This window comes from Moorena sp. SIO3I6, from assembly GCF_010672095.1.
The window spans coordinates 1-11,424 of sequence record NZ_JAAHHU010000168.1 but is presented as its reverse complement, the minus strand read 5'-3'; the positions used below and the strand labels follow the sequence as shown (position 1 = coordinate 11,424).

General features: G+C 45.1%; 12 protein-coding genes. 8 read left to right on the top strand and 4 right to left on the bottom strand.

Going from position 1 to position 11,424, the window contains the following annotated elements:
- Positions 1-744: sporulation protein (locus F6K49_RS29370; RefSeq protein WP_293102311.1), on the top strand; the 744-nt coding region annotated here is incomplete at its 5' end.
- A 2-nt stretch (positions 745-746) separates the two neighbouring features.
- Here the strand turns inward: F6K49_RS29370 and F6K49_RS29365 are convergent.
- Positions 747-1,631 carry a fructosamine kinase family protein gene (locus F6K49_RS29365; protein ID WP_293071653.1) on the bottom strand — a complete coding sequence of 295 codons (885 nt, stop codon included), beginning with the start codon at positions 1,629-1,631 and terminating at the stop codon, positions 747-749.
- Between the two features lie 238 nt (positions 1,632-1,869).
- Between F6K49_RS29365 and F6K49_RS29360 the strand changes: the two genes are divergently transcribed.
- Entirely contained in the window at positions 1,870-1,998 is a 129-nt protein-coding gene (locus tag F6K49_RS29360; protein WP_293071654.1) for a hypothetical protein, read from the top strand.
- On the opposite strand, the gene F6K49_RS29355 is transcribed toward F6K49_RS29360, so the two are convergent.
- Together F6K49_RS29355 and F6K49_RS29350 are read right to left on the bottom strand one after the other, a co-directional pair.
- Positions 1,956-3,239 carry a pitrilysin family protein gene (locus F6K49_RS29355; RefSeq protein WP_293102304.1) on the bottom strand — a complete coding sequence of 428 codons (1,284 nt, stop codon included), beginning with the start codon at positions 3,237-3,239 and terminating at the stop codon, positions 1,956-1,958. The genes F6K49_RS29360 and F6K49_RS29355 overlap by 43 nt on opposite strands.
- A gap of 29 nt (positions 3,240-3,268) precedes the next feature.
- Entirely contained in the window at positions 3,269-3,490 is a 222-nt protein-coding gene (locus F6K49_RS29350; protein WP_293071656.1) for a hypothetical protein, read from the bottom strand.
- A gap of 45 nt (positions 3,491-3,535) precedes the next feature.
- Between F6K49_RS29350 and crtD the strand changes: the two genes are divergently transcribed.
- From crtD to F6K49_RS29335, 3 genes are all read left to right on the top strand, one after another.
- Positions 3,536-5,125 carry a C-3',4' desaturase CrtD gene (gene crtD / locus F6K49_RS29345; protein WP_293021183.1) on the top strand — a complete coding sequence of 530 codons (1,590 nt, stop codon included), beginning with the start codon at positions 3,536-3,538 and terminating at the stop codon, positions 5,123-5,125.
- Between the two features lie 129 nt (positions 5,126-5,254).
- A complete protein-coding gene (locus F6K49_RS29340; protein WP_293071663.1) occupies positions 5,255-6,157 on the top strand; it encodes a hypothetical protein in 903 nt (300 codons plus the stop codon).
- Positions 6,158-6,352: 195 nt separating this feature from the next.
- Entirely contained in the window at positions 6,353-7,279 is a 927-nt protein-coding gene (locus F6K49_RS29335; protein ID WP_293021185.1) for a hypothetical protein, read from the top strand.
- 310 nt (positions 7,280-7,589) lie between these two features.
- On the opposite strand, the gene F6K49_RS29330 is transcribed toward F6K49_RS29335, so the two are convergent.
- On the bottom strand, positions 7,590-7,739 hold the full coding sequence (locus tag F6K49_RS29330) for a hypothetical protein (protein WP_293102298.1): 150 nt from the start codon (positions 7,737-7,739) through the stop codon (positions 7,590-7,592).
- A gap of 1,014 nt (positions 7,740-8,753) precedes the next feature.
- On the opposite strand from F6K49_RS29330, the gene F6K49_RS29325 reads away from it, so the two are divergent.
- From F6K49_RS29325 to F6K49_RS29315, 3 genes are all read left to right on the top strand, one after another.
- Positions 8,754-9,059, top strand: coding sequence for a PqqD family peptide modification chaperone (locus F6K49_RS29325; RefSeq protein WP_293021189.1), 306 nt, complete (start codon positions 8,754-8,756; stop codon positions 9,057-9,059).
- A complete protein-coding gene (locus F6K49_RS29320; RefSeq protein WP_293102295.1) occupies positions 9,043-9,489 on the top strand; it encodes a lasso peptide biosynthesis B2 protein in 447 nt (148 codons plus the stop codon). Before F6K49_RS29325 ends, F6K49_RS29320 begins: the two co-directional genes overlap by 17 nt.
- The coding region (locus tag F6K49_RS29315; protein ID WP_293102292.1) for a lasso peptide isopeptide bond-forming cyclase at positions 9,486-11,424 on the top strand (1,939 nt) is incomplete at its 3' end. The genes F6K49_RS29320 and F6K49_RS29315, both read left to right, overlap by 4 nt.

Sequence of the window (11,424 nt, the reverse complement as noted above, 5' to 3'; positions counted from 1 at the left end):
GGCATTGGAGCAGCAAAGGTAGATACACGTTTGTACTTTGATTCCCTAGCTCCTGGGGAAATGGTAGAAGGGGAAGTTTATATTACTGGGGGAGATGTTTCCCAGAAAATTGATGATATTTATATTTATGTGGTTACGGAATACTTGCGGGAAGAAGAAGATACCTCAATCACAGAGGAATGCATATTAATGCAATATCGCCTCTCGGAACGCTTCAACTTGCAGGCAAAAGAGGAGATAGTTATTCCATTTTCGTTTCCCCTGCCAGAGGAAACACCACTGACATTAACCAGCCAACCAGTGTATTTACGTACCGGCTTAGATATACCCATTGCCGTTGACCCCAAAGACACCGATTACATTGAAGTACATCCACACCCGTTAATGCAAGCGGTATTTGAGGCATTAGAAAACCTTGGCTTTCAACTTCATGAAGTGGATTGTCAGTACAATACTCACTTCGGGGGTAGATATCCATTCGTCCAAGAGTTCGAGTTTCGACCGATGGGTAAGTATCAGGGTAGCTTGGATGAATTGGAAATCATTTTTTCTCTCTACTCAGAAGACTTAGAAGTTTTCCTAGAAATAGACAAACGAGCCCGTGGATTTGGTGGTTTCCTAGAAGAAGCTTTTGATCTAGATGAACGTTATGTCCAATTTCAGGTAACACTGGATGACCTCAATCTTCCTACGGGTGAATTGGAGGCAATGATTGAGGAGATTATTGAGAGCCAAATTAATTAGAATTAATCTTTCAAAATCTGATCAATCATCCGGTTAGCTTGGGATTCATAACCACTACCAAAGAGATTAAAATGATTGAGGATGTGGTAAAGGTTATAGAGGTTTTTCCGCCGTTTGTAACCTTGCTCTAAAGGCCACACCTCGTTATAGCCTCGATAAAATGCTGCTGGGAAACCACCAAACAATTCGGTCATAGCAATATCAACTTCGCGATCGCCTACATAAGTAGCTGGGTCAAAAATTACTGGTTCTCCCGCCATGGTAATAGCCGCATTACCACCCCATAAATCACCATGTACTAACGAAGGTTGAGGCTGATGATCCAGTAATTTAGGAACTACTGCCAGTAATTGGTCTTGTTTCGGGAAATGACCACTGCGACGCCGTGCTAGCCGAAACTGATAACCGAGGCGATACTCTACAAAAAACTCTACCCAATCCGACATCCATTGATTTACTTGTGGTGTCGAACCAATCGTATTATTTTGATTCCAACCAAACTTATCCATATCGGTTGAAGCTTGGGGGGGAGTAGCCTGATGCATGGCTGCTAAGTTATGTCCCATTTTTACCCAAGACTCGGTACTGTTACCACCACCAAGGTCTAGCCACTCCAAGACAATATAAGAACAATCGACGGCAGTGCCATAGCAAATTGGTTTGGGGATTCGGATTGTCTGGGTTGCCACCATCTGCTTGAGACCGAGGGCTTCGGCCTCAAACATATAGACTTGAGAAGCAGAATTGAGTTTAACAAAATACTTATTAGTCTTACCTACCAGAGCATAACCCTGATTAATACAACCACCACCAACAGATTGGCGCTGGTTAATCTCAAAGGTTTCACCAGTGACTTGGCTGATCTGGTCAGCAATTTCTTTCCACATAGAGGGAGTAGGGAGTAGGGAGTAGGGAGTAGGGAGTAGGGAGCAGGGAGTAGGGAGTAGGGAGTAGGGAGTAGGAGGAATAAAATTGACTATACCTTATAAGTAGGATAGTAGGATAAATGCTATAGATAATTTTGAATTCACCAACAATTCAGCAAAAAAGGAATGTGTTGACCGTTGACGGTTGATTGTAAAAGCAACTCAAAACCAACTAACCACCATAGCGTTTCTCATAGCTATGAGGTACACAGAATTTTTTCCCGACTCCCGATTCCCGACTCCCGATTCCCGACTCCCGATTCCCGATTCCCGATCCCCGATTCCCTACTCCCCGTTCCCTGTTCCCTTTGCGATCACAATACCATAACCATGGGGAGACAGATACTGCTGTGCAGCCTTTTGGATATCAACAGCAGTAACTGATTTAATATGACTAGGGTAATTCAGTGCTGGTTCTAAATCCCCTAGTTGGGAGTAATAGTAACCATATAAACTGGTGCGAGCGCTTGGTTTTTCGTTGTTAAAGATAAACTGATTGGCGACTTTGGTCCGAATCCGAGCAATCTCTGAGTCTGATACCAATTCTGTCTGACACCGATGGATATGGTTTGCGATCGCATTTTCCACCTCTGCCAAATTCTCAGCTGGCAGTTTAGCAGAAATATAAAACACCCCTTGCAGCCGCTGAGTGATATTACTAACCCCAATTTGAGTAACCAGTTGCCGTTCTTCTCGCAAATCCCTAAATAGCCTGGACATACGACCTCGTCCTAAAATTCCTGCCAGCACATCCAAAGCATAGGTTTCCTTCAACTCAGGTATACCAGGCACCCGCCAAACCATCACCAGCCGCGCTTGTTGTAAAGACTCATCCACATACTCCCGACGGACAATGTTGTCGAAAGCTGCTTCAGGGGTAAGGTTTGTTCTATGTTCTATCGCCCTTGGCTGTGCTTGACTAAATCCATTGGTGACAATTTCAATTAATTCCGTTACTGGCAAATTCCCCACCACTGCCGCAGTCATAGACCCTGGTTGATACCACCTACCGTGAAAGTCACGCATCTGCTGAGGCTGGAGTTGTTCAATCACCGAGGCAGGTCCAAGCACAGGACGTCGATAGGGTAACTGGTCAAAGGTAGTTTCCATTGCCCATCTATGGGTGCGGCGGCGGGGATTATCCTGGGAACGGCGAATTTCTTCCAAAACTACCATTCGCTCTTTTTCAAAGCTATGGTCAGGAATACTGGGATTGAGTACCACCTCTAGCTGTAATGGTGCCAGCTCGGCAAAATCTTTAGGAGCTGTAGTGATGTAATAGTGAGTGTAATCCTGACTTGTAGCCGCATTGGTTACAGCACCCCGTTGCTCAATCAGCCGCTCAAACTCACCACTTTGCAATTTTGGTGTGCCCTTAAACACCATATGTTCCAGAAAATGAGCCATACCATTAATCTGATCCGATTCCACTGCGGAACCGACATTAATCCAAACATTCAGATTGACAGCTTCAACAGGCATCTGCTCCGCCACAATGGTTAACCCATTCGGTAGCCTTTCAACAGTCGGAGCATTGAGGGAGGGAGTATTGAGCAAACTGGAAGTCATTAAATTAATCACTAATTGACCACTATTTATTAATGGTAATCTTTCGGTTTGATATCGCGTTTTTGATATAGCAAAGGGAATCGGGAATCGGGAATCGGGAATCGGGAATCGGGAATCGGGAACAGGGAATCGGGAATCGGGAATCGGGAATCGGGATTAGCCACGATAACACCATACTCCCCATCACCCCATCTCCCCATCACCCCATCTCCCCATCTCCCGATTCCCCACTCCCAAAGACCATGACTCAAGGTAGAATTATGATAAGAAACATTAAGAAATGCAAATAAAGCAGCATGGTAAGCACTCAGGGCGGTAAAGGTAAGGTAGAATACCCCAAGGAAGAATTCCCGCAGAAAAAAGTAGCCCAGAAAGTTGTAGTTATCGGCGCAGGAATTGGTGGACTAACCGCTGGAGCACTCCTCGCTCGCCGAGGCTACCGTGTTCTAATACTAGACCAAGCCCTAGTACCAGGAGGATGCGCCTCTACCTTCAAACGCCGGGGCTTTACCTTCGATGTTGGTGCGACCCAGGTAGCTGGCTTAGAACCTGGTGGCATTCACAAACGCATCTTTGATGAACTGGAAGTAGACCTGCCAGCCTCTACCCCCTGTGACCCTGCTTGTGCGGTATTTCTTCCTGGTGAAACCGAACCAATTAACATCTGGCGGAACCCGGAGCAATGGAAAAGAGAACGACAACGCCAGTTTCCCGGTAGTGAACCCTTCTGGCAACTGATGGCAACCTTATTCAATGCCAGTTGGAAGTTCCAATCCCGTGACCCAGTGCTACCACCTCGGAATGTATGGGACTTGTGGCAACTAACCTCAGCAGTGCGTCCGGATACCTTAATTACCCTACCCTTTACCTTCATGACCGTAGCGGATGGGTTACGAGGATATGGCTTATATGACAATAAGCGTCTGAAAACCTTTCTGGATATGCAGCTCAAGCTTTATTCTCAAGTGGATGTTGATCAGACAGCACTGTTGTATGCTGCAACAGCCTTAGGAGTTTCTCAGGAACCCCAAGGGTTATTTCATCTCCAAGGTAGTATGCAAGTGTTAAGCGATCGCTTAGTAGAAGCCCTGGAAAAATGGGGGGGTAAGCTACTCATGCGCCACACCGTTGAAACCATTGAAACATCAGGTGGTAAAGCTACTGGTGTGAGGATTCGCAATCAGAAAACTGGGGAAGTTTGGACAGAACCAGCGGATGAAGTAGTTGCCAATGTTACGGTACAAAACCTAGTCAAATTATTAGGTAATAATCTACAGACATTCCCTGGAACCTCGATGGCAGGCTATAAATATCGAGTCGATAAGTTACCTTCACCATCCGGTGCGTTTGTCATCTATCTTGGGGTAGATAAACGTGCAATTCCTGATGGTTGTCCTCCCCATCTTCAGTTTCTCTATGACTACGATGGACCAATTGGCGAGAATAATTCCTTGTTTATTTCGCTTAGTAAGCCAGGAGATGGACGAGCACCAGAGGGAAAAGCAACGATTACTGCCTCATCCTTTACCGATGCTGCCATGTGGTGGCGGGGAGCCAAGCAAGACTATGACCGCTTAAAGGAAGAGTATACAGAAAATGCGATCGCACGTCTTAGTCAATACTTTGATTTAACACCAGAGACCATCATTCACCAAGAAGCAGCAACCCCTCGCACCTTTGCCCGTTTTACTGCCAGAGAACAAGGCATTGTCGGAGGGATAGGGCAACGGATACCTACCTTTGGGCCCTTTGGCTTTGCTACTCGCACACCTTGCAAAAGTTTGTGGTTAGTAGGAGATTCAACTCATCCAGGAGAAGGAACAGCTGGGGTAAGTTATTCTGCCCTTACCGCTGTAAGGCAGATTGAGACATCATTTTGCTTATAGGGGTGCAAGCCAAGGGTCCCTAGCTTGGGTTATGGGGTAAAAGTCTAAAATGTCAAGATCCATGGGATCTGTTTTTTGCCAAACCAGCTGTGGAAGGCTACTAAAACCAACCCCAAAGAGTTAGGATTAATGACCCGACAGCCTCATGATCAATTTGCCAAACAGTATCTAACGGAGTTGTTAACACCTCACGGTCAGGTAGAAGTCAGCCGAGAACTAACCACTGAAGTTCGTCAAGTGGATATTTGGTTTCTACCAACAGCTTCTGAATCCACAGCACCAAAGGAAATCGGATTGCTCGGTAAGATGGCATCAACCGCCTGTTTATTGGAACCGTTCCGCAATGCTACAGGAATCATGGCAGTGCGCAATTGCCTGTTGAAGTTGTTTGCTCTCTACAGTGACCTGCAGCGGAAAGCACGACGAGAGAAAAACCCGATCAGTGAAACTGATTTGCCCTGTTTATGGATTTTGTCCCCTTCCTGTTCAGCCCAGCTGTTGAAGGGCTTTGGTGCAAAACTTAGTGATTCCGGTGATTGGGTTGCAGGAGTTTACTTTTTGCCTGAGTGGTTCAACACAGCCCTGGTAGCCATTAACCAGCTACCGCTTACCGAAGAAACCCTCTGGTTAAGAATTTTGGGACGGGATAAGACTCAAAGCCAAGCCATTAATGAGTTGCTAGAACTACCGGTCGGACACCCCTTACGGGGTAACATCTTAGAGATTCTGGCCAACTGGCGCATCAAAATAGAGGAAAGCGAAGATTTAACTGAAAACGAGAGGGAGTTAATTATGAATTTATCACCAGCTTATTTGCGTTGGCGGGAAGAAACCTTAGAGCAAGGAAATTTAGAGGGACAGCGCCTGATGGTGGAAAATCTACTGGCAGGGCGGTTTGGCACTGTTGATAAAGAATTATCCCGAACCATTGAGCCTTTGATGCAGTTGCCGATCACAGAGCGTACTCAGGTGCTGCTTAACTTGTCTCGTCAGGAACTGTTGGAGAGGTTTGGAGACAGTCGATGGGATTGATGCTCTGACCTTTCAATGGTATGGCGGTGGTATTTCGACCTCAGTTCGATGTCATAAGTTCGGCTGGGGGGCTTTCCTTGCGCCCCTAGCTTGGGTTATGGGGTAAAAGTCTCAAATGTCAAGATCCATGGGATCTGTTTTTGGTCAGTTGATCGGTGAAAGGCTACTAACACCAACCCCAAAGAGTTAGGATTAATGACCCGACAGCCTCATGATCAATTTGCCAAACAGTATCTAACGGAGTTGTTAACACCTCACGGTCAGGTAGAAGTCAGCCGAGAACTAACCACTGAAGTTCGTCAAGTGGATATTTGGTTTCTACCAACAGCTTCTGAATCCACAGCACCAAAGGAAATCGGATTGCTCGGTAAGATGGCATCAACCGCCTGTTTATTGGAACCGTTCCGCAATGCTACAGGAATCATGGCAGTGCGCAATTGCCTGTTGAAGTTGTTTGCTCTCTACAGTGACCTACAGCGGAAAGCACGACGAGAGAAAAACCCGATCAGTGAAACTGATTTACCCTGTTTATGGATTTTGTCCCCGTCCTGTTCAGCCCAGCTGTTGAAGGGCTTTGGTGCAAAACTTAGTGATTCCGGTGATTGGGTTGCAGGAGTTTACTTTTTGCCTGAGTGGTTCAACACAGCTCTGGTAGCCATTAACCAGCTACCTGTTACCGAAGAAACCCTGTGGTTAAGAATTTTGGGACGGGATAAGACTCAAAGCCAAGCCATTAATGAGTTGCTGGCACTACCGGTCGGACACCCCTTACGGGGTAACATCTTAGAGATTCTGGCCAACTGGCGCATCAAAATAGAGGAAAGCGAAGATTTAACTGAAGACGAGAGGGAGTTAATTATGAATTTATCACCAGCTTATTTGCGTTGGCGGGAAGAAACCTTAGAGCAAGGAAGGGAACAAGGCAAGGAACAAGGCAATTTAGAGGGACAGCGCCTGATGGTGGAAAATCTACTGGCAGGGCGGTTTGGCACTGTTGATAAAGAATTATCCCGAACCATTGAGCCTTTAATGCAGTTGCCGATCACAGAGCGTACTCAGGTGCTGCTTAACTTGTCTCGTCAGGAACTGTTGGAGAGGTTTGGAGACAGTCGATTGGATTGATGCTCTGACCTTTCAATGGTATTGCGGTGGTATTCCCCTTATATTCCGGTATCACTAGGTCAAGACTGACGCAAAACTCGTCAGCAAACCTGCTTATCTCATAGGGGCGCACACCGTGCGCTCCTACTTGCGATTTTGATTTACGACTGCAGCTACCAGAACACTAGCTCAAAGCTAACGGCTGTTATAGCATTTCCAAATCAGATGTAAACGTGTATGGTCTTTTTTTCTTGTTCAATAACACTCTGTATCTCTTGCCCCTCTTGCCTTTTGCCTCTTGTATGCATGGCTTTTTCAGCAATTCGTGTGTTTACAACCCAAATAAAAACACCCTGAGCTGTTGGCGTAGCGTGCGCGTAGCCCATAGGCTGTTAGCTTCACTGACCTTATCCTGACCTGATATGGCAGCAAAAGTTTTTCTGAAAAACTGTCCGGAATTTACTTGGAAGGGAGAGAACATTAAATTGAAGGCAAGGAAAAATTAAAGTAATGACAACAAAGAGTTAATTAGAGTTAATTATGCATTGATCATCAGCTGATTTCGGTGGCTCTGAACCAATGTTACAACAGGTTGCTCCAAATGTGTGGGGGATTGTCTATCGGATTAAAATGCGATCGCTCTTTAACTCCACCTCCAACCTAGGAAATTTACTTTTATCCCATAAGCGATGCAGCGCGGTCTTGAGGGTTCCCCCCACTCGCTATTGCCGTGGTTTCCCCCACTCGCTATTGCCGTGGTTTCCCCCACTCGCTATTGAATCAAGACAAAGAGTTTTACTATTTACATCATCAAGGGTATAATTGATAGATTTTGATATCTTTTTTTATTAATTCAATAAAGAATTAAAGTTTTATTAAAATCTCCGACAATTAGTTTAACTATCCCATGAATTAGGCTACAGTTAAATTAAATCAAAAACCTAAAATTTTAACTAGTATTAGTCCCTATCAATTCTGATTTATTCATAACAGTATAAATGCTGTAATTCAATCTGATAAATACCAATATTCACAAACTATTCACACAATATTTAGACATTTAAATTGTGAATATAGGCTGATATTGAGATGCAGAAATGGGGAGATAGTAGGCCGGATTTTGCACAAGTGAATCGAGCTTAAATTTAAATGCCTATTTGCTTATAGCAACTATAAATAGGTGGCAAACTCTCACGCGGTCATTCTGACCGCAATACCAAGGAATTTGGGGTTATGAATTTTCACAACTCGTTTATAAACGGGCTTATCGACCAAAAAGAGAGCAAGCAATACTAGAGAAACTAGCTCACTACTAACTCCTCAAACTAATCAAGTTATGTATCTAATATACCATGACTTGACTAATTTCAGCAAGGGTCATGGCTAATCAACTATAGGAATCTGGGGAATTACTCTCAATCCATTAATTACAATATCAGATAATTCCCTCACTAGTTTTATATAACAGCAATAATTACTTGGAGAATAAAAAATCATGAGTTTGGATTGTACTATCTCAAAGTCTTCAATTGTAGTAGCAACTCAAGAGCAACTATCTTCTGATCTCGGAGGAGAGGCAATCATCCTCGACATGAAGTCCGGAGTGTATTATGGCTTGAATACAGTAGGTGCTAGCATCTGGAATCTGATCCAGGAACCGAAAACTTTAGACGAAATTCGGAATGCACTGCTAGCAGAATATGAGGTTGAGCCAGAAAAATGCGATCGCGATCTGTTGGCATTACTCCAAGAATTCGCAGCAGTTGGGCTAATTGAGGTAAAAGATGAAGCAGTTGCGTAAGTTCTTGCGCCTTACTAGTAGAGAACGTCAACTTGTGATTAACACGTTCATCTTACTAGGATTAATCAGACTAGGGCTATGGTTACTACCATTTCACAGATTGCGGCGACTGCTAACAAAAATCAGTCAGCCATCACCTCAAGCTCAAGGCGTAAACCAAACTAACCTAAGCAAAATTGTCGGAGCTGTTAATCTCAGCAGTCGCTACATGCCAGGTGGTGTTAAGTGTTTAGCTAGAGCATTAACCACACAAGTACTGATGAGTCGCTGTGGTTACTCCCCTCAACTCAGAATTGGAGTTGCCAAAGGGGAGGGAGGAAAATTAGAAGCTCATGCATGGGTGGAAAACCAAGGACAAGTTGTGATCGGCTATCTCAAAGACCTTTCACGGTTTACTCCACTACCATCGTTTAAAGGAGGCAAACTATGAGTGGCATTGTGGGGATTTACTACCTCGACCAAGAACCAATAGACCGGGAAAATATTGGGCAAATGTTAGATATCCTTGCCCACCGGGGACCAGACGGAGCAGATATCTGGTGCCAGGGGTCTGTTGGTCTCGGTCATCGGATGCTTTGGACTACTCCTGAATCGCTGCTGGAAAAGTTACCTCTAGTTAATCACTCCAGAAATCTAGTTATTACTGCTGATGCTCGGATTGATAATCGAGAGGAACTGATTGTTGCTCTAGAGTTGAACGACCGTCCAGCAGAAAAAATTACCGATAGCCAACTGATCTTAGCCGCTTATGAAAAATGGGGAGAGCAGTGTCCAGAGAAACTATTAGGTGACTTTGCCTTCGCTATCTGGGATAAGCACAAGCAGATCCTCTTCTGTGCTAGAGACCATGTTGGGGTTAAGCCTTTCTATTACTATCACAAATCCGGTCAAGGGTTTATTTTTGCCTCCGAAATCAAAGCACTCTTCTGTTTACCCTTCGTACCAAAGCGTCTTAACGAAGTTAGGATGGCTGACTATGTCGCCCTGATGATGGAAGACAAAGTTATCACCACCTATGACAACATTCTGCGGCTTCCTCCTGCTCACACCATGGTCGTTAGTCAGTCAGGGATAGAGCTAAACTGTTACTGGTCTCTAGACCCCAATCGTGAGCTAATCTTAGACTCTGACGAAGCCTATGCTGAAGCATTTCGTGACATCTTTACCGAAGCAGTTCGTTGTCGTCTCCGTAGTGCTTTTCCCATTGGTTCTCACTTGAGCGGTGGATTAGATTCTTCCTCAATCACTTGTGTAGCCAGGAAACTACTAGCTGAAGCAGGAGATGCTCAACTCCACAGCTTCTCCAACATTTTTGACAAAGTCACTGAATGTGATGAACGTCCCTTCATCAATGCTGTTTTAGAACAGGGTGGACTAATTCCCCACTATGTTCATGCTGATCAGTTTGGTCCGCTGTCAGACGTTGACGAGATTTGGCAGTATGAAGACGAAGCCTTACTTGGTCCAAGTCATCATTATCCTTGGCGACTGAATCAAGCTGCTAAGCAAGCAGGGATGCGAATTGTTTTAGATGGTCTCGATGGCGATAATGTCGTGTTTCATGGTGTGTCTAGATTGACAGAACTAGCCCATCAAGGACAATGGGAAGCTTTTGTCCAGGAAGCTGAGGCATTTTCCGAAAATTTTGGTAACTCACCCCAAGCCCTGATTAAACACTACAGTATCCTACACCTAAAAACCCTCGCCAAGCAGTTACGGTGGATTGCCTTTGCTAAAGCTGTACATCAGATTCACAAGCGTTTTGGCATCTCCCGTAAGCACCTGTTGCTCAATCATGGACTCAAGGCGTTAGTTCCGGAAGCAATCAAGCAACTTTGGCGAAAGTGGCGCAGACAAAACCAGTCAGCTACTCCTGTTGCACCTTTAGTTAACCGCAACTTTGCTGAGCGCATTGGTATTGATCAGCGTATCCACGCACTGGGCAAATTAGATCAACCATCACTTACAGTCAGAGAAGACCACTGGCGTAATCTAAGCCAAGGTATATTTCCCCTCATTCTAGAGCAGCTCGACCGCTACAATGCTGCATTTTCCCTCGAAGCTCGTCATCCCTTTATGGATAAGCGGCTACTTGAATTCTGTCTAGCACTGCCTTCCGAGCAGAAACTCTACCAGGGATGGAGTCGGATGGTGTTGCGCCGTGGGATGGCAGGTATTTTACCAAAAGCTGTCCAGTGGCGAGGAGGAAAAGCCCATATGGGTCCAAACTTTATTCATGGTCTGCTCACCCTAAATCGTCAGGTATTCGACGACGTGATCTTGAATAAGCTTGAACTCATTGAAGGGTACGTTGACACAGACTTTCTGAGACAAGTTCATCGACGCATGACCTCAGGAGGCAGGG

Excerpts from the sequence above, each read along its gene's own strand:
- F6K49_RS29365 (WP_293071653.1), bottom strand. The coding sequence starts at position 1,631 with ATGTGGAAAGAAATTGCTGACCAGATCAGCCAAGTCACTGGTGAAACC.
- F6K49_RS29360 (WP_293071654.1), top strand. The coding sequence starts at position 1,870 with ATGAGGTACACAGAATTTTTTCCCGACTCCCGATTCCCGACTCCCGAT.
- F6K49_RS29355 (WP_293102304.1), bottom strand. The coding sequence starts at position 3,239 with ATGACTTCCAGTTTGCTCAATACTCCCTCCCTCAATGCTCCGACTGTT.
- crtD (WP_293021183.1), top strand. The coding sequence starts at position 3,536 with ATGGTAAGCACTCAGGGCGGTAAAGGTAAGGTAGAATACCCCAAGGAA.
- F6K49_RS29340 (WP_293071663.1), top strand. The coding sequence starts at position 5,255 with ATGACCCGACAGCCTCATGATCAATTTGCCAAACAGTATCTAACGGAG.
- F6K49_RS29335 (WP_293021185.1), top strand. The coding sequence starts at position 6,353 with ATGACCCGACAGCCTCATGATCAATTTGCCAAACAGTATCTAACGGAG.
- F6K49_RS29330 (WP_293102298.1), bottom strand. The coding sequence starts at position 7,739 with ATGTTCTCTCCCTTCCAAGTAAATTCCGGACAGTTTTTCAGAAAAACT.
- F6K49_RS29325 (WP_293021189.1), top strand. The coding sequence starts at position 8,754 with ATGAGTTTGGATTGTACTATCTCAAAGTCTTCAATTGTAGTAGCAACT.
- F6K49_RS29320 (WP_293102295.1), top strand. The coding sequence starts at position 9,043 with ATGAAGCAGTTGCGTAAGTTCTTGCGCCTTACTAGTAGAGAACGTCAA.